Origin of the sequence: Brevibacillus jepli, from assembly GCF_047229145.1 — a bacterium.
Taxonomy (GTDB): Bacteria; Bacillota; Bacilli; order Brevibacillales; family Brevibacillaceae; genus Brevibacillus.
In genome coordinates, this window is record NZ_JBFEFW010000005.1 from 19,736 (window position 1) to 42,277 (window position 22,542).

Consider the following 22,542-nt stretch of genomic DNA (forward strand, 5'->3'; position numbering starts at 1 on the left):
TAGAATAAAAAGGAATTTGACACCATTGCTGTATTTTTTAAAGAATTTATATGGTTTAGCTTTTATTTTTTCTGTCATCCGAATCATTTTGGGGCGTTTTCCTAAAATAATGCTGCCGAGAAATCATCTTATTTTTTATAACAGCCAGCTGTGCCCGCGGTGTTATAGCTTCCTGCGCTTTTATAGGCGGGACTTTTTTATAAATGACAAGCAGTGGAACCAAGCTCAGCAGTCCAATAAAAATAAACAGCAGTCTCCAGCCCATCACTTCACTTAAAAAAGTGCCGACTGGGAGGCCAATACAAGCGAGCTGCTCAATCCCATCAAAATGATGCCGATTGCTCGCCCACGATTGCCTTCTTCAACAAGCCGTGTAGATACGGCCATCGCATCAACAGTGGCAACTCCTCGGCTGAGCCCTTGGATCATGCGTGTAACCAGCGCTGTTCAATCCACGTAGCCAGATCCAGGCAAGCTGATTCTTTAAAGGTCGAATCCGAACGGAATAGTAGCGTAGCCATTGTCTCGGCAGGCAAGAAGCTTCGTTCCATTTGCTCTGGCAGTTTGACAGATTGTGTTTTAATGGCGTAGCCCACGCCAAATTCGAAAAGCTGGTCCTTCGTTCCGGTTTCCTTCCATAGCACTGTTTTGGGACCAGTCAAGGATGATTTCAGACTGGCATCAAGCAAACTGTCGAATATTTGAAACAGCCAAGGAATATCTTCAGCAACACCCATTGCTGTATAGGATTTTCTTTGAGTCTCAGCATGCCCCGAATTTGCTCGGCTGGAATATTCTCGTGAAGCAATTGCGCAATCTGCTGCAATGAGAACCCCAATTCTTTGTAGATGACAATTCGATTGATCTGCAGAAGCTGTTCGGCACAGTAGTATCGGTACCCGGTCGTATCATCAATTTTTGCTGGTTTTAGAATCCCAATCTGATCATAATAGCGCAACGTTTGCAACGGAATTCGACTCAATCGGGAAAACTCGCTGATTTTGAACAATTCCACAACTTCTCTCCCATTCATTCGATCTGAGTATAAACCTTCTAGTCGGGTATAAAGTCAAGAACTTCCTTGTTGTTTCATTTTCTACAAAAAAAACCGCCCAGATCCTTTTCGAATCTGGGCAGCCTCTTCAATTCTTATTTTCCTCTTGATTTCCCCGCGGATTGATTAAATGGTCTTCCACCCTTAGCAGAGCGTGCTGCTCCACCTTTACCTGCTTTTTTGGCATCGGCTGGCTTCGCGGATTTACCTGCTTTACGCGCCGCAATCGCTTCTGCCTTCTTGCGGTTTTTCTCGTACTGTGTCTGGAGTTCACCCAGCTCACGCGCCATCTTCTTTTTGTAGCCTGGTTTTACCTTCGTCTTTTTCTTCAAGGCTTCACGTACAGGAGAGAACTCTTTGTCTTTTTCCTTCTGCTGCTCCTTCGCCTGTTGCGCCCGCAGCTCAATGAAATGAGCTTCCCGTTCTTCCGCGCGCTGACGACGTCCGGCATCCAGATGGCGTCCTGCCTGCAAAATTCTTTCTTCGATCGAAGCCTTCGTCGCTTTGGCAAAACGAGCCATCAAGTTTTTCTGACGAGGAGAGATGAGGGAGATTGCTTTTCCTTTTTGTCCCGCGCGACCCGTACGTCCAACGCGGTGAATGTAGCTGTCCACGTCATTCGGCAAATCGTAGTTGATGACATGTGTAACGCCTTCTACATCGAGTCCACGAGCAGCGATATCGGTCGCGATCAAGTATTGGAAACGAATCTCACGGAATTGCTTCATCAGTTGTTCCCGCTTGTTTTGCGACAAATCGCCGTACAGAGCTTTCGCTGAGAGGCCATTTTCCTGCAGGCGAGCAGTCAGCTGCTGCACGCGTACCTGCGTATTCGCAAACACGATGGTCAAGAACGGCTGCTCTTGCTCCAGCACATCGACGAGCGCGTCGGTCTTATCGCTCTGGTTAACCACATAGTAAAATTGCTCAATGCGTTCAACCGTTTTTTGCTTGCCCTCGATTTTGATATGCGGTGGCTGATCCATGAAGCGGTGCGCCAGTCTTTTCACCAAATCAGGCATCGTAGCGGAGAACAGCAGCACCTGACGCTGAGATGGGGTGTGGACAATCACCTGCTCCACATCCTCCAAAAAGCCCATTTCCATCATTTTATCGGCTTCATCCAGCACGAGTGTGGAGATACGTCCGAAGTGGAGCGAGCCACGCTTCATATGGTCCAGTACACGTCCTGGAGTTCCAACGACGATATGAACCGTTTCTTTCAGCTTACTCAGCTGCTTGTCGATATCCGTTCCACCGTGCAAGGACAGCACGTTTACATTCAGGTGTTTGCCCAGCTTTTCCACTTCTTTTGCAATCTGAATGGAAAGCTCGCGGGTCGGCGTAAGGATGAGCGCTTGAATGTCACGTTTTCCTTCTTGCAATCCATGAAGGATCGGCAGCATGAACGCCGCTGTTTTTCCCGTACCGGTTTGAGCTTGTCCGATCAGGTCCTTGCCTTCCATAATGAGAGGAATGGCTTCCTCTTGAATTTGTGTCGGTTCTTTATAATACAGGTCTTGAATCCCTTGCATCAGCTCCGGTCTAAACCCAAAAGACGCAAACGATTTTGCCATAACTTCCACTTCCTTTCACAAGCGGTCCGATTCGCCACACCATGACTGCATGGACAGTGGATGCGATAAAACCGGCTCTTTGTCAATCAATATCATCCTAGGCAGGTTGTTGCCCTTGCGAAATCCTATCCTACCTATACTAAAGGAGTACTCTCGAAAAAACAACTAAACCGTTCGACTCCCGGGTATTTTTCTCCGAGGCTCGTGACCACAAAACCTGCTTTTCGATAAAACCCAACCGCTTCTTGATCGGTTTCCGCTTGTATCTTACTAAGCCCCCGGTTATGGAGCAGTTCGCTGATCATGGCTCTGCCTAAACCCATCCCTCTACAGGTGGATTTGACAGCGATATGCTTGATGACACCTTCTCCATTCGCCCCAGTGATGTACCCGATGATTCCTACTAGCTCCGCTTCCGTAAATTTCCCTAACAGCATGCGTTCATCACTCTCTATATATTGCGTGAGTTCTCTTTCTATTTTTTCGTTGTCGGGCCACATGCATTCTGCCAGTAGGCTTTTTATCTTATCTCGATCGCGATATCCTTTTAACTGCATCATCACAAAAACACCCTCTCCATCGCAATCATACATGCATGGAGAGGGTTTCGCCTAGCTCATCAATCGATCAATTGTTGAACTGTTTCACGATCGAGCTTCTTGATGACAGCTGTCAGCAGCTGTGCGGCTTGCTCGAAGTCGCTTTTGGACATAATCGCATTGTGACTGTGAATATACCGTGTGGCAAAGCCAACGACGAGGGACGGACATCCGATGCCGTTCGTATGGAACTTCGCTGCGTCTGTCCCGCCTCCTGCGAGGGCATCTACCTGAATATTGATGCCGAGCTCATCTGCTGTGTCGAATACAAGGTCGCGTAATCCTGCATGTGGAATCATCGTGGCATCAAATAGCATGACGAGCGGACCGTCCCCCACATTGCAGGTCATCGGGTACGATTCATTTCCTGGCGTGTCGTACGCGAGGCCGACATCGACAGCAAAAGCAATGTCAGGCTCAACCAGCTTCGCCACAGTTCCGGCACCGCGCGTCCCTACCTCTTCCTGCACAGTTGCACCGGCGTATACGACATTTGGATGCTCTTCGTTTTGCAATCTTTTCAGCACCTCGACCGCCATCGCACATCCCGCACGATTATCGAGTGCCTTCGCTACCCATAGCTCACCGTCGCGCATTGTCGTAAAATCGCTGGCAGGGACAACCCAATCACCAGGGCGAACACCCATCGCCTTCGCGTCCGCCTCGTCTTTGGCTCCGATGTCAATGTACAAATCCTTGAGCTTCATGACCTTTTCCCGTTCTTCTTTTTCCAGAGCATGCGGCGCCTTCGAACCGATGAGTCCCAAATACTCTCCTTTGCGCGTCTTCACCTTCACACGTTGGGAGAGAATATTGTGCGTCCACCATCCGCCAAGCTGGACAAAGCGCAAATAACCTTTTGGCGTGATATGTGTCACCATGAAGCCTACTTCATCCAGATGCCCGGCTAGCAAAATTTTGGGGCCATTCTCTGCACCCGTCTTTTTCCCGAGCACCCCGCCCAGTCGATCCTTTACCAGCTCGTCGCTGAGCGGCTGCAAATACTCCTCCATCTTGATTCTGACTTCTCGCTCATGCCCAGGTACTCCGTCCGCTTCCGTCAAATCCTTAATCAATCTCGTGAGATCATCCATCGTTTATCTCCTTTATGATACTGACGTATTCCTTTATGTTTTCGAGAAACCGCTTCCAAAATCCTTTTATTTCCAAATCACCTACACCTATAATTGATATTGTTCCCCCAAGTCGTCCCTCGTCATGCCGTCACATTCGATTTGGAGGGAGTAACAGCAGAATCCTGCGCTTGGGCTTCGTCTTTCGTTATCCGATAAAATAGCGTCAGACAAATCAGGCCCATCCCTACAAAACTTCCGGTAATCACAAGATTGGGCACCCATGCGCTGACGAGAATGAAAACACCTGCACTGCTCACTCCCACCAGACTGAATAGTGAATGTACCGCCATATACGTGCTCCGTGCATGATCCGGCACCATATTGGCGAGTAACGCTTGTTTTATCGGAATGTGCATCACTTCTCCAAGCGTTGCGAAGAACATGGCAATGAGCAAGACAACGGGAGAATTGCTGAAGCTAATCCATGCATACCCGCAAAAGAACAGGCTCAAGCCTGACAGAAGCACCACATGTTCCCTGTAATTCTTCATCACATAGGAAATGAGAACAGTCAAACAAACAACCAGCAACGTATTCTCCGTTTTTAATAAACCAAGCAAATTCATTCCATCTACCTGAAGGGCAAGAAACGAAAACAGCTGCTGTGGCTCGGGGATTTCTCTCACCAGACGAAGGCCAATAACATTCGTCAATTGCTCCTCCACCGATATAATGAGCAGATTGGCTACCGTAAACAGCAGAAAAACCCGATGCTTGAGTACTTCTTTATACGCTCCTATTACATCCCCGAAAAAACCAGCATTCATCGGCTTACGTTTGGACGAGTCCGAGGAGGCAAGCTTCTTTGGTACATATGTTTCCTGGATAAACAACAGGGTAATGGTAAGCGAGATGGCCATACTCACCGCAACGCCGAGAAACAGAACGAAGTAATGCTCGTCGAACAAAAAAGCCCCGACCAATCCCCCGATGGCTACAGCCAGATTATTCAGCCAATAGGACGCAGTAAAAATCGCTCGCCTGTTCTCGGGCTGACTCACATCAATGATGAGTGCTTGGTAAGCAGGACCCGACGCGCCCAGACAATAATTATTGAACAGAAACAAAATAAACGTGACATACGGCAGCTGGAGCCACGGCGAATTGACGATGGCCACGCCAATAAAGCTGACGAAGACGACCGCCTCACATGCAACGATGACCTTCTTTCTTCCGATCCGGTCCGCCACATATCCCCCTGTAAAAGAGCCTGCAACACTCGCTGCCATCACGCCTAAAAACATGAAGCCTGTGACAACCGTCCCTAATTGCTTGGAGAAAAAAACGATCAAGTACGGGGTAACAGACATGCTTGCCATGGTCGTCAAAAAATGCAGGAAAAGTCTGATCTGGATGGTGCGGTTGAACTTCCAAAAACGCATGGTGACCACTCCTTTTCACAATAACGATTGATTAATCAATCGTTTGTTACCCAAAAAAAGAGACCGAGCAAGAATGCTAGCGATTCTTCGGTCCAAAAAGCTGCATGGCAAACGGAACGAAATTTTCCCACATTTTGCTTTGTGGCTCATCGGTCAAATTGACCCGCAGACCTATTAACAAGCTCGTGTACGCCGTCGCCACGTATTTTGGATCTTGGACATGTAACAGTCCTTTCTCTTGACCATTGATCAAGAGCTCGGCAATTTTCGCACGAAAGATGTTATGGAACGCATCTAATTCCGCAAAAGAATGCGTAAAACGATTGTAGTAGCCGACCACTTGTACGACCAGCCTTAGGTAGGAATCAAACGCGGCGAATATCTTGATGTGGTTGGTCACCATTCTCTCTAATTCCTGCACTGGCTCTGATGCTTGGGGATCAAAATCAAGCAGTTTAACCGAATGCTCTTGCAATGGCTCGGTGACAGCCGCATGAAAGAGCTGATCCTTGTTCTCAAAGTAAGTGAACACACTCCCAAAGCTCACTCCCGATGCCTTCGCGACCTTTGCAATAGTGGTATCATCATAACCGTGTTCGGCAAAAAGCAAAATCGCCTGCGTAAGAATCGTTTCCCGCTTTTGCTTCATTTTTAACACTTGTTCATCTGAAAGTGGCATGCTGTACAGGCTCCTTGCGAATGAATGATTAACCGATCAATCGTTACTTGCATTATAGTACTGACTTCCAGCATTTGCAAAACATTTTGAAGTCCCAAAATAAAAACGGCTGGCACCTTGTCCAGCCGTCTGCTACTTTTACTTCGCTAATTCGTAGATCGCCTGCGCGTAAATCGCTGTCGCTTTGATCAAATCATCCACGAAAATATATTCATCCCGCTGGTGAGCACTGTCAGGACGCCCTGGGAAGAGTGGGCCGAATGCTACCCCAACATCCAACGAACGCCCATATGTAGCGCCGCCGATTGCAATGATGCCAGCTTCCTCGCCTGTTTGTTCTGTATACACGCGTTGCAGTGTCGTCACCAATGGATGATTCGGGTCGACGCGGTGTGGAGTCAAATGCTCAGCCACTTCGAGCGCAAATGCCCCTTCACTGAATCGTTCAGCAAGAGCGGCCGACCATTTTTCGAAAGCAACTGAATGTGGGTAACGGATATTCAGACGGAACAGCGCATCCTGCTTTTCGTTGTACTCGATCACACCTGTGTTCAGTGTGAGTGAACCCATTTCTGCATCATCATGCGCGATGCCGAGTGCCTCACCGTAATGCTGCTTGTGCAAATAACGCTCCGCCAAGCCTGTGAATACAGCTCCGCGTTCATCCAATGTCAATGTCTGCAAGAAGTGAATAAGCTCCGTTCCAGCGTTGACGCCTTTGGTCGGGTCCATTCCGTGAACCGAGACGCCCTCCATGTGCAGCACCACGAGACCGTCCTGCTCCTCCACCTTGCCTGTCAAGCCAGTCGCTTCCAAGTGCTGGCGATAACGTTGTACAATCGCCTCACTATTCAAGCCGATTGGCGCAAGCGTTGCCACAGCCTTGTCTGGAACCATGTTCATCCGCAAGCCTGCCTGTAGGGAAACGAGCTTTGCCTCCACATTTTCCGCAGCAGGTATTCCGAGGCTTTGGAAGGATGCAAGCGTCTGACACAACGACAGATCGGTCAAGCCTTTTTCTGCATAGATCAGCGGGAAGTCTGCATCTGGTGTGAAGCCCATCGTCGGCATTTCTTCCGTTTCAAAATAGGTGTTCACACACTGCCAGCTAGATTCCTCATCTGTTCCGAAAATAAAGCGAACACGCTTCGACAGCGGCAATCCCAGCTCCATCACGATCTTAGCTGCAAAAATAGCCGCCATCGTTGGTCCCTTGTCATCAATCGCACCACGGGCTACTATGCGTCCATCCACGATCTCGGCTGCATACGGTGGCGTGCTCCAACCATCGCCTTCAGGTACAACATCGACATGGCTGAGAATACCGATCAATTCATCGCCTTGCCCGAATTCAGCGTGCCCCGCATACCCGCGGACGTCTTTTGTTGTCATTCCTGCTTTTTCACATACCCCAAGCGCGAAGTCGAGAGCTTGCTGAATCCCTTCTCCAAAAGGAGCACCCTCCCGTGCCGTATCAGGGTCGAGTACACTTTTAATCTGCAAAAATTGTTGCGTGGTCGCAATCAGTTCTTCCTTGCGCTTCATTGTTTCTTCCAGCCAATTAACGCTTGTCATTATCGTCTCCAGTCCTCTCTTTCATACTTCCTTCGTCTATACCCGCATCGACGTCGAGATCCAGCTCGACCAACGATAATAACGACTCCATTGGCACTTCTTTTTTCGTAAATTCCGCTTGGGCGTCTTTAATTTCGTCCCGGATGTTGTTCATTTCGCTATCCAGCTTGTAGGACGCCTTGGCAGCCTCGAACAATCTTTGCCGTATATCGGATGGGATAATACCCTCGTATTTATAATTCAGCGAGTGCTCAATCGTCGCCCAAAAATTCATTCCCAATGTGCGAATCTGAATTTCTACTGGAATGGTCACTTGCCCACCCGCCATCATAATCGGATACTCCACGGCAAGGTGATAGCCGCGATATCCGCTTTCTTTTGGGGTAGAGACATAATCCTTCTCCAAATACACACGCATGTCTCCGCGGTTGCGGATCATCTCTACGACTGCAGGTATATCATCAATAAACTGGCAAATGACGCGGATGCCCGCGATATCACGAATTTCCCAGCAGATATTCTCATCAATCGGAAACTGCAAGCGGTTTGCCTTGTTGTATATACTCGGGATCGATTTGACCCTGCCAACCGCAAACTCAATCGGTGAATGCTCCTTGCGTTTTCGCAGCTCGTTTCGGATATTTTTAATTTTGACTTTGATTTCTTCTACAGCTTGTTCGAACGGTAGCAGATATAGTTCCCAATCTAGTTTGTGCACGCTTACGTCCCTCCGGCCTGAAACTCTCCATCGTCCTTATCATTCAACATTTTGTGTGAGATATCCTTCCAAAATGCAAAAAGAGACGGGAGAAAAGGCAGTTGTGTTCTGCCCTGCTCCGTCTCTTTTTTCTTAATTTTCACGCGAGATAAAGGATGAAAGTGAACTTCTCAGCTCTTCTGCTAAAATGGCTAGCTGATCAGCTGCATCTGCGATGAGCTCCATCGCTGCACTCTGCTCTTCTACCGCTGCTGAAATACTTTGAACACCTGCAGCCGCTTGCATCGATGCAGAGGATACTTCACCAGCTACAACCGCTACCTGCTGCGCATCTGGCGCCATTCTCTTGAAGGCTTCACTGACCCTGTTAATTTCTTGCGATACCCCAAGGATGTTATCCTCTATGTGCTGAAACATCTCTTGCGATTGGTGTGCGGTCTTCATGCCGCGGGCAGTCGTTTGTGCTCCTTCGACCATCCGGGCTACTGCTTCCTTCGTATCCTTTTGCACATCGCTGATCATACCTACGATCTGCTGGGCAGCGCTGTTTGTATCTTCAGCCAGCTTGCGCACTTCTCCTGCCACGACTGCAAAGCCCTTGCCATGCTCTCCTGCTCTGGCTGCTTCGATCGCAGCATTCAAGGCTAACAGATTCGTTTGTCGGGCGATCTCCGTAATGACTGATATAATTCTCGAAATGTCCTTGGAGCGTCCTTCCAATACATGAATGACGTCTGTGGCAGCTTCTACCGAGCGATTGATATCGTCCATGCTGTCCATTACATCTGTTATCGCTCGTCTGCCAGCGTGTGCATGCTGCTTCATTTCTTCCGCAGAAACGGTCACTCGCTCTACATTTTCCGTTACACCTGCCACATCCTTCGTCAAATCAACTGCCAAATTCAAGGTCGTCCCCATTTTTTCCACCTGGCTGTCCGCAGAAGCAGCTACCTGATCCACGACGAGTACAATTTGCTGACTGGAAGAGGCTATTTCATTGGTATTTCCTTGAATATTTCGTACCGCACCTGAAACCGAAGCAGCGGCTTGCTGAACCTGAAACAAGATTTTGCGCAGCTGCTTCTGCATGGTAACGAGAGATGCGGCCAGCTCTCCCAGCTCATCCTTTCGTTTCAACAGCCTTTCCGGAATCTCACGCGAAAAATCCCCATGTCCAATCCGCTCTGCCACTGAAAGCATGCCGCGAAACGAGCGACGAAGCCAGTTGGCCGTAACTAACGAGATGACGACGATGAGCAGCAGGACGGCACCATTAAAAGCAATCATGGCGTTCTGAATGCGGGTGGGTCCTGCCAAAATTTCGGTCATATCCATCTCTGCCAGAATCGCCCATGTTTTCTTCCCTATTTTGACCTGATCATAGGACACGAGTACTTGCTGTCCTAAGTAATCAACGCTTTCGACAGTCCCTTCCGCTTGTTGGGTGAGTAAAGCTTGATCGACGATGGGCGTATCGACTTTTTGCTGTAGCAGCGTATTTGGTCCATTTCCCAATTGCGAGCGCATCAGCTTGTCTGGACCACCAACCAAGTAAATCTTCCCGGTTTGCCCAAGACCTTCCCGTTGGTTGAATATTCGTGAAATATAGTCCATGGATACTTCTACCGCTATTTGCCCGATGATGTAGCCTCTCTCATAGATCGGTGCCGAGATGTATACCCCTGGCGCCTCTCCAGATGGTTCGTACTTGCCCAGATCGGACATTTCTGCGCTTTGCGTTTTCTTGACTTGCTGTACGGTTTTGCCGAGCACAGAGTCTGCGTGCTGACCCGTCAGCAGATTGGTCCCGAAATCAGCCTGCGGCTTTGTTGTGTACACAATATCACCTTGTGCATTCAACAAAAAGGCATTGACGAAGCCGTAGCGGGCGACCTCCATCTTCAATTCGTTCGTATACTGCGACTCCACTTCCTCATAAGCTGGCGATTCCCGTCCTTGCCGCCACACGTTCTCAAACGAAGAAAGGGCAGACATTACCGTTCCCGATGCTGCCAGCGTATCTACGTTTCTGGCTCGCTCGCGAAAGTAATTTTCTACCTGTTCCTTGTGGCTGTGACGCAGCGCTTCCAGTGTGGCCGCACTTCCTTTTAGCAATTCCTGTTTGGATTCTTGATAAGCAAACACGCCTGCTGCAGTCAACGGTACACTTCCTGCCAGTAGCAGTACGAGCAGTACACGAGCGCCCAACTTCATGGAAAAGCCCCCCATTTTGCCAATCTCTTTTCTGGTAGAATATTGTTAATATTTCTACTGTTTATATGAATATAGTACCAGAAAAGGAAAAAGGAAGGCTAGACCAAATGTATCAGGCGGTTTCGAAAATCATAGCGATTTCGTCGCACATCGGCAGCTTTGAACAGTTAATGCAGTCCTTCCAAGCTTTTTGCGGCAGCGTTTCCTTGGCAACCACCCAAAATCCACATTTTTCAAAGAACACTTGTTGATACGTCAGTGCCAGCACACGTTTAATCCCCAATAGGCGGCATTGTTCGACCAAGTGGAGAACCAAATGCTTGCCAACACCCATTCCCTTTGCTTTTTCCGAAATGGCTAAGGAACGAATCTCGGCCAGATCCTCCCATAAAATATGCAGCCCGGCCACACCTACGACCGTATCTCCATCGTGAGCAACAATAAAGGACTGCAGGTTCTCACAGACAGACAGCTTCGTCCGTGGCAGCATTAAGCCTTGCTGTGCATATTCATTAATAATCTCCAACATGGCATCCACGTCTTTCATTGTTGCCTGACGTACAGCCAGCGCCTTTGCAACACTCATCTTACACTCCTCCACCCCATGCATTACGAGCCTGGTATGATTTAATATTTATTCATTATATTATATAAATATACATTCGACTTTCGCAGAAGTCTATTCCTTTTTTTCGCCTTTTTGCGCCTATTTGCAGGTTCAATTCTTTTATAGGTAACGGTTGTGTTATAATCAAGCGTACGAGTTCATAAGGAGGTGCTACATACTTGACGACGAGACGGGAACGGAAGAAGCGCGAAACCCGCGAAAAAATCTTCAATGCTGCAATCAAGCTCTTCAAAACGCACGGCTTTGAAGCAACCACGATCGACATGATTTCCGAAGAAGCTGATGTTGCACGCGGTACGATCTTTCTGCATTTCACTTCAAAGGAAGCCATTCTCGCTAATTGGGGATATGAGCGTCTGCATGAAATCGAGGAGCGTCGGGAAGAGTGGGATTATGGTAACGACTGCAAATCGAAGGTACTGCGGATCTACAAGATCATGAACGAAGTAACCATCACGAATTTCGATTTCATCAAAGTCGTTGTGGAATCCTCGATGAAGCATCGGAAAGTACTTGAGAACGAAAAAAACATGTACTTTGAATTGCGTCAACTGTTCGCTGACCTGATCGAAGAAGCACAAGAAAAGAATCAATTGAAAAGCAAATTCAATCCGCTTGTCGCTGCTAACATGCTGGAGAACATTTACTACAACGCTCTTTATGACTGGGTACGCAGCGAGGGAGCTTGGGCACTGGAAGAAATCATGGAAGAGAAGGTCTCTATCGTATTCGAAGGGCTGGTCGTGGAATAATCCGACTGACCAGCCCTTCGAATGTGACTACTGTATGATTTATTCTAAATAGGCCCACTTGTACTGCGCGTATCCCAGACCTGAAATGACTACTCCCTTTAACTTGGGATTCTGCGCATACACCGTTGACTTAAAATAAAATGGCATAACTGGCATTTCGTCCACCAAGATTTTCTCTGCCTCTTGCAAGATCGCTTTTCGTTTGGCAACATCCTTCTCCTTGGCAGAAGCCGCCAATAGATCAGCATATTGACGATTCTCCCAGCGAGTATGGTTGTTGCCTTCCTTCGTCCGGAATATTTCCAGGAAGTTGATCGGATCGTTGAAATCCCCCGTCCATCCCATCCGTGCTACTTGGTACTTCCCGTTTTTCACGTTTTCGTAGTAGACATTCCATTCCTGATTCTCCAGCTTGACGTGTACACCCAGGTTTTTTTGCCACATGTCCTGAACGGCTTGCGCGATTTTGGTCTGTGCTTCTTCGGTATTATAGGACAGCGTAATCGGCGGGAGCTTATCTACACTGGCGTAGCCTTCTTCCTTCATGCCCTCTGCCAACAGCTGCTTTGCTTTTTCCACGTCGTTGTCGGTGAACAAGCCTTGCTCGTTCTCTGCAAACATCGTAGGCGGCACTACGGCTGTCGCTACCAATTCTCCTCCCTGCGTAATGTTATCCACGATGTCTTTTCGATTGATCGCGTAAGAAAAGGCTTGGCGAATTTTCTTGTTGTCGAAAGGCTTTTGCTCTGTGTTGAATTCATACCAATACGTCCCGGCTTTTGGTGTGATCACCAATAGTCCTTTTTCCTTCAAGGTAGGCATCGCATCGAGCGGAAGATTGCCGGTCGGAGCGCCTGCCCAATCGAGATCGCCGTTTTCGAGCATCGACAGCTCTGTATTCGCGTCATTGATCATGTTCATTTCGATTTTGTTCAGCTTGACTGTATCTTTGTCCCAATAGTGCTCGTTTTTTTCCAGCACCAGCTTGGTTTTATGCTCCCATGTAGCCAGCTTGAATGGCCCGTTAGAGGTGTACGTCGGTCCTGCTTCCTTCGCCCAGTTCGGGTTTTCCTTCACGACTTTTGTATTCAGCGGGAAGTAGCTGTAGAATGCCGTCAGCTCCAGGAAAAACGGCGTCGGGTTTTCCAGCTGGACGACCAGTGTCTTGTCATCCGTGGCCTTTACTCCGATCTCTTCGGGCTTCGCTTTTCCATTGAAGGCAGCCTCTGCATTTTTGACATAAAACAGCTGGTAGGCATATTCGGAGCCGTTTTTGGAATCGAGTGCCCATTTCCAGGCGTTTTCAAAATCGTGCGCGGTAACCGGATCACCATTCGACCACTTCGCATTGTCGCGAATCATGAAGCTGTACGTCAACAAATCATCTGATGCTTTTATTTCCTGTGCCATTGCAGGCTGCGGAACGCCTTTATCGTCGATCCGAGTCAGCCCCTCAAACGTCTGGAAAATGACATTGGATGACCAAACATCAGTAATGAGTCCAGGATGCAGGGAGAGCGGTTCAGTAAAGTTATTTAATCGCAGGATTTGCTCGGGTTGCTTGGAGTCACTCGAAGGCTCAGTCGCCGCAGCTGGTTGTGTTGGCTTCTCGGCAGGCTTAGCTGCTTCCTGTGGTTGGCCACATGCTGCAAGTGATAAAGACAAGCCCGCTGCGAAGACAGCTTTTACTGTATTTTGCCACCATCTGTTTGTTGAACGTCCCATGGTTTAATCCCCTTCTTTAGGGAGCTCTCGCTGTTGTCCACGTTGTTGCCATTCTTTCAGCTCGCTTTTGATTTGATACAGCTCTGCCCTTGTTTCGAGCTTGAATGCCTTAAATTCACTTTTCATGACAGCCAACTCATGAAAGAGTCGGTCCCACATCTCTTGATCTTTGACCATGTTCTTCTCCTTTTCCGGCAGCATACGCAGCTGGCAGTTGAATCGTCACCTGTGTACCGCGTCCTTGTTCACTCGTAAAATGGATCGTCCCATTCATTGCCTCAATAATGCGACAGGTTACCATCAAGCCGAGACCTGTTCCTTTTTCTTTCGTCGAATAAAATGGAAGACCAACCTGCTCAATCTGCTCCTGCGTCATCCCCTCCCCCTCATCCTTGATGGAAATCACATGATAGTTACCGGATGCTTGTACGGTTACGTAGAGAACGCCTCCTTGCCCCATGGATTCGATGCCGTTTTTCATGAGATTCATCAATGCTTGCTTCAGCTTAACGGCGTTACTCTCCACGAATAGACCAGACTCTGTCTCACAGTCGATTTCTACGCGGTTCATAACGCTATAGGAGGACATGATGGTGGTCACTTCTTTCACCGTATGAGCGATTTCCAGTCGCTCCAGCGTGTCGGAATGGGGCTTGGCCAGATTTAAATAGTCGGAAATAATAAATTCAGCCCGATCGAGTTCATTTAAGACCAATCGGATGTATTCTACGTTTTTCGGGTTCGTCTCCTCGCGCAGCAGCTGGACAAAACCGCGCACAACGGTGAGTGGATTGCGTACTTCATGGGCGACACTGGCTGCCAGCTCGCTGATCAGGTTGAGCTTTTCAGAGCGTTCGACCTGCTTGCGGATAATGTGGGATTCACGGATAAACTCAATGAAATAAACGGCTGCACCCTGCACGATCAGACCGAGGTAGCCTATTTCGACAAGCGGCTCCAGATAATCGTTAATGACAGAAAGCGGAAATCCTTTCCAGATCAAAACAACCATCCCTCCGCCGATAATGGACAGCTGCTTTAGGCACCCGATCAAGAGAACGACCGTCAGTTTTTTTCGCAAAGAGTAACCATACCAACGATTGACCAACAGAAACGGTATGATGATGTAGACTATCGTTCCAAGAATGGTCATCAGAGCTCCATCGGCACCGAGTACGATCCGTACGACTAACATCACCAAAATCGTCAAAATACCCGGGATATACCCAGCGTATAAAATGGTAATAATGATCGGTATCGAGCGTAAATCGTACTCCATACCATTACTGAGTTGTACTGGAAAGCTCATGGCAAGAATGACACTGATCGAGCTACACACGATAACCATAGATGACTTGACGCTCATCTTGTTCGAGGTTGATCGCCCCAGCCAAACGTTTCTATACAGCAAAACAGGGACGATAACAAACAGTAACTGCAGCAAAATGTCTTTGATGATTAGCATATATCGGTTCCCCTGGCTCGTATCGAATATTTCGATTTTTCTTACAGAATACCATCACCCGGTGCCTTTCTCAAAGGTACATTTTCAACATCTGGCAGAAAGGAGGTTTTTGTTGCGGTGACCTGCACATTTCCCTATGATGAAGAAGAGCTTTTTTGAAGACCTTGGAGGTAATGACATACACATGCGAAATGGTATAAAGCGTGAAGATATTGAGCTGTTGGCCCCTGCTGGTAATTGGGACTGTTTGAAGGCAGCGGTTGCCAACGGAGCCAATGCCATCTTTTTTGGAGTAGAAAAGTTTAACGCACGTGCTCGTGCTGAGAACTTCCAAATGGCAGAACTGCCTGAGATTATGGCTTATTTGCACATGTACGGTGTAAAGGGTTTCCTTACCTTTAATATTCTCGTATTTGAAAACGAGCTGGAGGATGCACGCGAGCTGATCGACGCCTGTATTCACGCCGGGGTGGACGCTGTGATCGTACAAGACCTCGGTCTCGTGAAGATGATCCGCGAGATTTCTCCGGATTTCCCGATTCACGGCTCAACCCAGATGACGATTACTTCGCCGGAAGCGGTGGAGTTCACGAAGCCGTTTGATATGGAACGCGTCGTACTCGGTCGTGAAAACTCTTTAAAAGAGATCAAAAAGATCGGGGAAAAAGCAAAGCTACCGATGGAAGTATTCGTTCACGGAGCCTTGTGCGTTTCCTATTCCGGCCAATGCCTGACTTCAGAAATGTGGGGAGGCCGCTCCGCGAACCGCGGGGAGTGTGCCCAAGCCTGTCGCTTGCCGTATGACCTGATGGTAGACGGTGTGCAAAAGGATATGGGTAATATCGCTTACGTACTGTCCCCAAAAGACCTGGCTGCCATTGAACTGGTTCCTGAGCTGATCGAGGCAGGCGTGACTTCCTTTAAAATCGAAGGGCGCCTGAAAACACCTGAATACGTAGCAAACGTAGTAAGTAAATATAATGCAGCCATCGAGCGCTATTTTGCCGGTCAGGATACGGGACCATCTGAAGTAGAGGTACGCGAGCTGCAGCAAAGCTTCTCTCGTGGCTTTACCCACGGATTTTTGACTGGTACGAACAACAAGACGCTCGTAGATGGTTCGTTCCCGAAAAGCCGCGGCGTGTTTTTGGGTACGGTGAAAAAACTGCTGCCTACTGGCGTTCTCGTCGAGATTACCGCTCCTGTCAAACGCGGAGACGGAATCGTGTTCGACGCGGGTGACCCGACGCAAAAAGAAGAAGGCGGACGCATCTACGATATTTTAACCCGCAGTAAAAAAGTGGAAGGCGAAGTATCCAAAGGCTTGTACGAAATCGTCATGGGACGCAATGACGTCAATCTGAAGCGTCTCCACGTCGGTGATCGCGTATGGAAGACCAGCGACCCTGAACTGGATCGTCGCCTGCGTAAAACGTTTGAAACCGAAAAGCCGTATCGCACCTTCCCGCTATCCGTTCACGTGAGCGGAAAACTCGGGGAAAAGCTCAGTGTCACTTGGGTGGATAAGCTGGCGAACCATGCGGTCACTGTTCCATCAGAGGTTCTGCTGGAGACTGCGCTGAAGCGTCCTCTCTCAAAGGAATTGCTGCATGATCAGCTCAGCCGTCTGGGCGGAACGATTTTCCACCTGGAAGCTGGCGATCTGACAGTTGATCTGGATGGCGACCTCATCGTGCCCGTCAGCGAGCTGAACAGGATGCGCCGTGATGCGGTAGAACAGCTTGTGTTCCTGCGTTCCAAGCCGCCTATTTACCACCATCACGATATCAATGTATACGCGGACGCTCCAACGAGCCAACCCGTGGAAAAGCCGCTGCTGACAGCTCTGTGCCGCTCGCTTGAGCAGTTGGAGGCAGCCGCGCAAACAGATGTGGACTTCCTTTACGCTGACTTCGAATTCGTCAAGCAGTACCCAGAGGGTGTTAAACTGGCACATAAGTACGGCAAAAAAATCGGGATCGCTACCATGCGCATTCATATGCCGGACGAAAACGGTGTGCTTGCCCTGATCGCGAAAAGCAAGCCGGACGCTATTCTGGTGCGCAATACCGGGGCACTCTATTACTACTTGTCGCGCCGTGATGAAATCAACATTCCGCTGATTGGCGATTTCTCACTGAATGTCGCGAACCATAAAGCAGTTGAGCTGTTCCTCGCAACAGGCTTGTCGCGTGTCACGCCGTCATACGATCTGAACATCCAGCAGATGGTCGATCTACTCCGCCGCTCGAATGCTGCGAACATGGAGCTGGTCATCCACCAGCACATGCCGATGTTCCACACCGAGCACTGCGTATACTGCACATTCATGAGTGAAGGTACCGACCATACAAACTGCGGAACGCCTTGCGAGACTTCCCGCATTTCGTTGAAAGACCGCGTCGGCTTCTCTCACCCAGTACGTGTGGATACCGGCTGCCGCAATACCGTATATAACGCGATTGACCAGTCTGGTGCAGAGTACTTGAAAGAATTCCGCTCTCTGAATGTGGGCAGCTATCGCATTGAGTTTTTGGAAGAAGAACCAGAGCGCGTGGTAGAAGTAATTAGCTTGTATCGTAAAGCATTGCGTGGAGAAGTTAGCGGTACACATGTATGGCGTACGCTGAAGGCAACCAACCAGCTAGGCGTCACACGTGGGCAACTGACGAAATAAATACCAGCTTTGTAGAGAGGAGAGATAGAGCATGGCTGACCTGAATCAACCAACTGTAGAAAACCTGGCCATTATTATCGAGGGCATCAAGGCGAAGCTGAACATGGCGAATACCGCGGTGATGCGCCCGGAGGATTTCGATCTCGTTCATTACGAGGACTTGCTGTACCTGTACAACATGGTGCAGAAAAAAGCGGCGTTTGGCATCAATGAAATGACCGCAATTGTAGAAGAGCTGGGCGCGATGAGAAAGCAATCCTAGTTCCGATCTGACTCAATGAAAAAGCGTCGCTCCGGCATGTGGAGTGACGCTTTTTTGCGTGCACCTATTCTTTTGGCAATGTAACGACGAACGTTTGGAACTGAATGTCTTTTTCATGGTGTTTCATCGTGTCGATGGCCGTTTTCAGTACCGTCTCGTTTCCTTTTTCATCAATCTCGACACCGCTTCCGCCCGTAGGCAATTTCATAAACGGCGTGATCCTTAATTCTTTTACATCCGCTGTGATCGGATCAAAACGGCGAGTACCCGTGAGGAATTCTTTGCCGTCAGACCTTTTGCCTTGACTGCCTCCTGAGTATGCTCCCAGCTCGTTTCCTTTTTCATCTACCACCTTGAATTCCAAATAGCTCGATAAATACCCGATTTCCTCTGTTACTGCCTGGAAGCTGACAACAAGTCCTGCAGGGCCCATTGTGATATCCGAAACGGTTAGGTCAATGCCTCCAGCTTGTTGCTTGTGATTGATCGGAATGCGCTTCGTATCTGTACGGGCACTGATCGGCAGGGAGAAGTCCCACTTCTTGCCGTCCTCGCCATGGAAGCTCAGCCCTAGCTTGAACTGCTGGGGCAAGCCATTGATCGCGTCGATATCGACAATCCCGGTCGCAAGTGTTGGCGTGATTTGGGTTAGCTTGCTGCTTCCTGCATATCCAAACACTTCTCCATTTACCGTCATATCTGGCGAGGAGCCTAAATAATGCTCTCCGACTTCCTTCTTCGTTTCCAATGTGTAACCAATCGTAAAGCGTGTGCCGTCATAGTAGACTTCATTGACGGTAATCGCACTGCCACCCACTTCCTGAGACTCGCCAATGACTGTCGTTAAACCTTTTTCGCTCACTTGCTTCAAACCGCTGTCCCCATATGCCGCGAAGATCGAACCGATAAAAGGCACCTTGGAGACCAGATTCGCCATCGCTTCCGAAACTGTCGCTGAGCTAAACAAGATACCTAACGCAACTACCGCTGCCCCTGTGCTGTACACCAGCTTTCGTTTGTTTACGCGGTTTCTTTTCGATGATGCATGCTTGAGGACCGTATTGTCGATAATGGCGTCCAGCTTCTCTGTAGGGACTGGTATGCGATCTACTTGCTCTTTATAGGCATGAATTTTTTCTCTCATCGAAGTACTCCCCTTTCAGCTTCTTCTTTAATAGAGTTAAACCTCTGTGAATATTCGTTTTCACAGTGCCTTCCGGACAATCCAGCGTCTCCGCGATTTGTTTCACCGAATAGTCCTTATAGAATCGCAGCAGGAGAACCGTTATGTACTTTTCTTCGAGCGCATCCATTGCTTCCAGCAGATCGATTCGTTCCTCCAGCCTTACACTGCCTGTATCCCGCACATTTTCGATCATGTCTTTGCTAAGTGAAATCACCTTGCGTTTCTTCGCCAAATAGGCAATCGCCGTGTTGATCAATATCCGCGTCAGCCATGTCGTAAAATACTGATCTTCTTTTACCGTTGAAATGGAAATCAGAGCCTTATAGACCGTTTCCTGAAAAACCTCAAGTGCGTCCTCTTCGTTGCGCGTATACACAAAAGCCATCTTGTACAGATTGGCTTTTTCCTGATGAATGAGCAATTGGAATGCTTCTGAATCACCGGACTTGGCACGAGCAACGAGACCAAGTTTTCTATTCAATCAGTTCCCCCTCCTTTTCTCCCCTGTTAGAGAAATCAGGACTGCAAAACGTTTCATTCATTTTTTTATCGGAATGAAAAAAGCCTGCTCTCATAGTCTACCTGAGACTACGGGAACAAGCTCTATCTGTTACACTTTTTTCAGTACGATCACCGCGTTGTGACCGCCAAAGCCAAAGGAATTGGACATGCCGATGTTGAGCGCGGCTTTGCGGGCTGTATTAGGCACATAGTCCAGATCGCAGTCGGGGTCACGCTCCTCCTGATTAATGGTTGGAGGGATAATTCCTTCCTGCAAGCTCTTGATCATGCCAATCGCCTCTGCACCCCCTGCTGCGCCAAACATGTGACCGGTCATCGATTTGTTGGCTGTGATCGGTACACGGCAGGCATGCTCGCCGAACAGCTTTTTGATCGCGAGTGTCTCGGAGCGGTCTCCGATTTCTGTACTGGTAGCATGCGCACTGATAACATCCACGTCCGATGTCAGCACTCTCGCCTCCTGAAGAGCCCACTTCATCGCGCGGTACGGACCGATCCCTTCCGGATGTGTCGCTACCATATGATAGGCGTCCGAGCTCGCCCCGTAGCCGATCACCTCGGCATACATACGAGCATTTCTTTTCTTGGCGTGTGACTCTGATTCCAGGATCACAATCCCGGCACCCTCTGCCATGACAAAACCGTCTCGCTTGGCATCAAATGGCCGACTCGCTCCTGAAGGATCATCATTTCTCGTCGACAACGCCGTCGCATTACTAAAGCTGGCGAGAGATATATCTGTTACTGCTGCCTCCGTCCCGCCTGCAATAACGACATCTGCTCCACCCGATCGAATGAGCCGGAAAGCCTCTCCGATGGATGTATTCCCAATCGAGCAAGCGGTGACAGGTGACATTGTCGGTCCGTATAGGCCGTACTTGATGCTGATCATCGCTGCTGCCATGTTGGAGATGAGCATCGGGACCAGCGTCGGACTGACCCTCTCCGGACCTCGCTCACGCAGGACATCATGCTGTTGGAGCAGTGTCTCTACCCCGCCGATGCCAGAGCCCACATATACTCCGATTCGCTCGCGATCCAGTTCATCCAGCTGGAGCTCTGCATCCTCTAGTGCTTCTTCGACAGCAGCAAGGGCAAACTGGCAAAAGCGATCCATTCGCCGCGCTTCTTTGCGCCCAAACCGCTCCACCGGATCAAAATCTCGTACCAAGCCTGCGATTTTCGTTTTATAGCGCGTCGTATCAAATGTATCGATAGGTGAGATTCCAGACTTGCCTTGTACGAGACTGTTCCAAAACTGTTTGACGGAATTCCCTATTGGGGAGATCACTCCCATACCTGTGACAACTACTTTTTCCATCGTGAGCCTCCTATTCGAGTGCCTTATGAAAATCATCTTGTCACACGGGTTATCCTATTACAAGTTGTTGTTTATCCTAGTATAATGAGTACTAGTTTGCCATACGAATATTGGAGGTTGAACCATGAATCAGCAAACTCGCTTGCAGGCATTATCTACTTTTTTAAAAGCACAGCGCGCCAAAATCCTGCCACAATCGATCGGGCTGGCTCCTGGGACGCGCAGAAGAACACCCGGATTACGCAGAGAAGAAGTAGCACAGCTCGCTGGGGTCAGCTCTACCTGGTATACGTGGCTGGAGCAAGGCCGCGACATTAAGGTATCGCCTTCTGTTCTGGACGCGGTTGCAAGAGCATTGCAGCTGACCGTCGATGAACGCAAGTACTTGTATGCACTGGCGTTGGAGACAGGCACAGGTATCGGGCAAAGCCTGCAGACAGATGAAAGCCCAAAGATCAGTCCCTCCCTGAAACGAATCTTAGAAGAACTGCGCTCCTGCCCGACCATCATTTCGGATCGGCGCAGTCATATTGTCGGCTGGAACGAAGCGGCAGCGCATGTTTTTCTCGATTTTGAGCAAATCCCTTATGAAGAGCGCAATCTGATCCGTCTGGTCTTTACGCGAAAGGAATTACGACGACTGGCAGTCAACTGGGAGCATTTCGTCAGCGGCTTTCTTGCGATTTTTCGTGCCAATTACGGGCAGTATGTGGAGGACGAATGGTACGAACAGTTTTTAAGTGAAATGCGGCAGGTCCATCCCGACTTTCACGACCTTTGGGAGCAAAGCCGTGTCAGCTCAGCCCCGGAGGTTCTACTGGAATTCCGCCATGCCAAGGCAGGGAAAATGCTCTTTCATCTGACGTCGCTGCAAGTTTCCGGGAGTGCGGATTTGCGATGCAGCATCTACACACCTGATCCTAATTCTGCAACGGAGACAAAGCTCAGACAGCTGATGGATCGTCCGGGGTCTTCTGGGTTTGAGTCAACATAGTGGAGGAGAAGAAAAAGCACAGGTCTCTTCGACTCTGACACGCCAGCATGGGGGATTGACTGTCCGTCTCCATTTC

General features: G+C 49.0%; 21 protein-coding genes and 1 pseudogene. 4 read left to right on the forward strand and 18 right to left on the reverse strand.

What is annotated here, in order from left to right:
• Window positions 1-121: 121 nt before the first annotated feature.
• From AB1L17_RS07110 to AB1L17_RS07165, 12 genes and pseudogenes are all read right to left on the reverse strand, one after another.
• Window positions 122-441 (reverse strand): annotated as a pseudogene (locus AB1L17_RS07110) (MFS transporter); the annotation flags it as partial.
• On the reverse strand, window positions 426-737 hold the full coding sequence (locus tag AB1L17_RS07115; protein WP_412846313.1) for a hypothetical protein: 312 nt from the start codon (window positions 735-737) through the stop codon (window positions 426-428). The pseudogene AB1L17_RS07110 and the gene AB1L17_RS07115, both read right to left, overlap by 16 nt.
• Entirely contained in the window at window positions 671-1,015 is a 345-nt protein-coding gene (locus AB1L17_RS07120) for a MerR family transcriptional regulator (protein WP_412846199.1), read from the reverse strand. The genes AB1L17_RS07115 and AB1L17_RS07120 overlap by 67 nt, the downstream gene beginning before the upstream one ends.
• A 134-nt stretch (window positions 1,016-1,149) precedes the next feature.
• A complete protein-coding gene (locus AB1L17_RS07125) occupies window positions 1,150-2,631 on the reverse strand; it encodes a DEAD/DEAH box helicase (RefSeq protein WP_412846200.1) in 1,482 nt (493 codons plus the stop codon).
• A gap of 134 nt (window positions 2,632-2,765) precedes the next feature.
• A complete protein-coding gene (locus AB1L17_RS07130; RefSeq protein WP_412846201.1) occupies window positions 2,766-3,191 on the reverse strand; it encodes a GNAT family N-acetyltransferase in 426 nt (141 codons plus the stop codon).
• Window positions 3,192-3,250: 59 nt separating this feature from the next.
• Window positions 3,251-4,324: a M42 family metallopeptidase gene (locus AB1L17_RS07135; RefSeq protein ID WP_412846202.1), complete on the reverse strand. Its 1,074-nt coding sequence runs from the start codon at window positions 4,322-4,324 to the stop codon at window positions 3,251-3,253.
• Window positions 4,325-4,446: 122 nt separating this feature from the next.
• Entirely contained in the window at window positions 4,447-5,748 is a 1,302-nt protein-coding gene (locus tag AB1L17_RS07140) for an MFS transporter (RefSeq protein ID WP_412846203.1), read from the reverse strand.
• Window positions 5,749-5,824: 76 nt separating this feature from the next.
• The gene (locus AB1L17_RS07145; protein WP_412846204.1) at window positions 5,825-6,427 is read right to left on the reverse strand and encodes a TetR/AcrR family transcriptional regulator; all 603 of its coding nucleotides are present in this window, start codon (window positions 6,425-6,427) and stop codon (window positions 5,825-5,827) included.
• Window positions 6,428-6,565: 138 nt separating this feature from the next.
• Window positions 6,566-8,002 (reverse strand): dipeptidase PepV, encoded by a 1,437-nt coding sequence (gene pepV / locus AB1L17_RS07150; RefSeq protein WP_412846205.1) that lies wholly within the window; start codon window positions 8,000-8,002, stop codon window positions 6,566-6,568.
• A complete protein-coding gene (locus AB1L17_RS07155; RefSeq protein WP_412846206.1) occupies window positions 7,989-8,720 on the reverse strand; it encodes a GTP pyrophosphokinase in 732 nt (243 codons plus the stop codon). Before AB1L17_RS07155 ends, pepV begins: the two co-directional genes overlap by 14 nt.
• A gap of 132 nt (window positions 8,721-8,852) precedes the next feature.
• Window positions 8,853-10,934 carry a methyl-accepting chemotaxis protein gene (locus AB1L17_RS07160; RefSeq protein WP_412846207.1) on the reverse strand — a complete coding sequence of 694 codons (2,082 nt, stop codon included), beginning with the start codon at window positions 10,932-10,934 and terminating at the stop codon, window positions 8,853-8,855.
• A 112-nt stretch (window positions 10,935-11,046) separates the two neighbouring features.
• Complete coding sequence (locus AB1L17_RS07165) at window positions 11,047-11,520, reverse strand: N-acetyltransferase (protein WP_412846208.1); 474 nt, start codon at window positions 11,518-11,520, stop codon at window positions 11,047-11,049.
• 200 nt (window positions 11,521-11,720) lie between these two features.
• Between AB1L17_RS07165 and AB1L17_RS07170 the strand changes: the two genes are divergently transcribed.
• Window positions 11,721-12,314 (forward strand): TetR/AcrR family transcriptional regulator, encoded by a 594-nt coding sequence (locus AB1L17_RS07170; protein WP_047071619.1) that lies wholly within the window; start codon window positions 11,721-11,723, stop codon window positions 12,312-12,314.
• 39 nt (window positions 12,315-12,353) lie between these two features.
• On the opposite strand, the gene AB1L17_RS07175 is transcribed toward AB1L17_RS07170, so the two are convergent.
• Genes AB1L17_RS07175 through AB1L17_RS07185 form a run of 3 tightly spaced genes read right to left on the reverse strand, consistent with a single transcriptional unit; the run spans window position 12,354 to window position 15,504 of the window.
• Window positions 12,354-14,039 (reverse strand): peptide ABC transporter substrate-binding protein, encoded by a 1,686-nt coding sequence (locus AB1L17_RS07175; protein WP_412846209.1) that lies wholly within the window; start codon window positions 14,037-14,039, stop codon window positions 12,354-12,356.
• Window positions 14,040-14,042: 3 nt separating this feature from the next.
• On the reverse strand, window positions 14,043-14,216 hold the full coding sequence (locus AB1L17_RS07180; protein WP_412846210.1) for a hypothetical protein: 174 nt from the start codon (window positions 14,214-14,216) through the stop codon (window positions 14,043-14,045).
• Complete coding sequence (locus AB1L17_RS07185; protein ID WP_412846211.1) at window positions 14,176-15,504, reverse strand: sensor histidine kinase; 1,329 nt, start codon at window positions 15,502-15,504, stop codon at window positions 14,176-14,178. Before AB1L17_RS07185 ends, AB1L17_RS07180 begins: the two co-directional genes overlap by 41 nt.
• 184 nt (window positions 15,505-15,688) lie before the next feature.
• On the opposite strand from AB1L17_RS07185, the gene AB1L17_RS07190 reads away from it, so the two are divergent.
• Entirely contained in the window at window positions 15,689-18,181 is a 2,493-nt protein-coding gene (locus tag AB1L17_RS07190; protein WP_412846212.1) for a U32 family peptidase, read from the forward strand.
• Between the two features lie 31 nt (window positions 18,182-18,212).
• Window positions 18,213-18,443: a DUF1128 domain-containing protein gene (locus AB1L17_RS07195; RefSeq protein ID WP_015892616.1), complete on the forward strand. Its 231-nt coding sequence runs from the start codon at window positions 18,213-18,215 to the stop codon at window positions 18,441-18,443.
• A gap of 64 nt (window positions 18,444-18,507) precedes the next feature.
• On the opposite strand, the gene AB1L17_RS07200 is transcribed toward AB1L17_RS07195, so the two are convergent.
• The 3 genes from AB1L17_RS07200 to fabF form a co-directional block, all read right to left on the reverse strand.
• Complete coding sequence (locus AB1L17_RS07200) at window positions 18,508-19,587, reverse strand: DUF4179 domain-containing protein (protein WP_412846213.1); 1,080 nt, start codon at window positions 19,585-19,587, stop codon at window positions 18,508-18,510.
• Window positions 19,562-20,110, reverse strand: coding sequence for a sigma-70 family RNA polymerase sigma factor (locus tag AB1L17_RS07205; RefSeq protein ID WP_412846215.1), 549 nt, complete (start codon window positions 20,108-20,110; stop codon window positions 19,562-19,564). Before AB1L17_RS07205 ends, AB1L17_RS07200 begins: the two co-directional genes overlap by 26 nt.
• Window positions 20,111-20,239: 129 nt before the next feature.
• Window positions 20,240-21,472, reverse strand: coding sequence for a beta-ketoacyl-ACP synthase II (gene fabF / locus AB1L17_RS07210; RefSeq protein WP_412846216.1), 1,233 nt, complete (start codon window positions 21,470-21,472; stop codon window positions 20,240-20,242).
• Window positions 21,473-21,596: 124 nt separating this feature from the next.
• Between fabF and AB1L17_RS07215 the strand changes: the two genes are divergently transcribed.
• Entirely contained in the window at window positions 21,597-22,466 is an 870-nt protein-coding gene (locus tag AB1L17_RS07215) for a helix-turn-helix transcriptional regulator (protein ID WP_412846217.1), read from the forward strand.
• The last annotated feature ends 76 nt before the right edge of the window (window positions 22,467-22,542 follow it).

Bases quoted from the DNA above. Each gene is read 5' to 3' on its own strand.
- AB1L17_RS07115 (WP_412846313.1), bottom strand. From the start codon at position 737: ATGGGTGTTGCTGAAGATATTCCTTGGCTGTTTCAAATATTCGACAGT.
- AB1L17_RS07125 (WP_412846200.1), bottom strand. From the start codon at position 2,631: ATGGCAAAATCGTTTGCGTCTTTTGGGTTTAGACCGGAGCTGATGCAA.
- AB1L17_RS07130 (WP_412846201.1), bottom strand. From the start codon at position 3,191: ATGATGCAGTTAAAAGGATATCGCGATCGAGATAAGATAAAAAGCCTA.
- AB1L17_RS07135 (WP_412846202.1), bottom strand. From the start codon at position 4,324: ATGGATGATCTCACGAGATTGATTAAGGATTTGACGGAAGCGGACGGA.
- AB1L17_RS07140 (WP_412846203.1), bottom strand. From the start codon at position 5,748: ATGCGTTTTTGGAAGTTCAACCGCACCATCCAGATCAGACTTTTCCTG.
- AB1L17_RS07145 (WP_412846204.1), bottom strand. From the start codon at position 6,427: ATGCCACTTTCAGATGAACAAGTGTTAAAAATGAAGCAAAAGCGGGAA.
- pepV (WP_412846205.1), bottom strand. From the start codon at position 8,002: ATGACAAGCGTTAATTGGCTGGAAGAAACAATGAAGCGCAAGGAAGAA.
- AB1L17_RS07160 (WP_412846207.1), bottom strand. From the start codon at position 10,934: ATGAAGTTGGGCGCTCGTGTACTGCTCGTACTGCTACTGGCAGGAAGT.
- AB1L17_RS07165 (WP_412846208.1), bottom strand. From the start codon at position 11,520: ATGAGTGTTGCAAAGGCGCTGGCTGTACGTCAGGCAACAATGAAAGAC.
- AB1L17_RS07175 (WP_412846209.1), bottom strand. From the start codon at position 14,039: ATGGGACGTTCAACAAACAGATGGTGGCAAAATACAGTAAAAGCTGTC.
- AB1L17_RS07180 (WP_412846210.1), bottom strand. From the start codon at position 14,216: ATGGTCAAAGATCAAGAGATGTGGGACCGACTCTTTCATGAGTTGGCT.
- AB1L17_RS07185 (WP_412846211.1), bottom strand. From the start codon at position 15,504: ATGCTAATCATCAAAGACATTTTGCTGCAGTTACTGTTTGTTATCGTC.
- AB1L17_RS07190 (WP_412846212.1), top strand. From the start codon at position 15,689: ATGCGAAATGGTATAAAGCGTGAAGATATTGAGCTGTTGGCCCCTGCT.
- AB1L17_RS07195 (WP_015892616.1), top strand. From the start codon at position 18,213: ATGGCTGACCTGAATCAACCAACTGTAGAAAACCTGGCCATTATTATC.
- AB1L17_RS07200 (WP_412846213.1), bottom strand. From the start codon at position 19,587: ATGAGAGAAAAAATTCATGCCTATAAAGAGCAAGTAGATCGCATACCA.
- fabF (WP_412846216.1), bottom strand. From the start codon at position 21,472: ATGGAAAAAGTAGTTGTCACAGGTATGGGAGTGATCTCCCCAATAGGG.
- AB1L17_RS07215 (WP_412846217.1), top strand. From the start codon at position 21,597: ATGAATCAGCAAACTCGCTTGCAGGCATTATCTACTTTTTTAAAAGCA.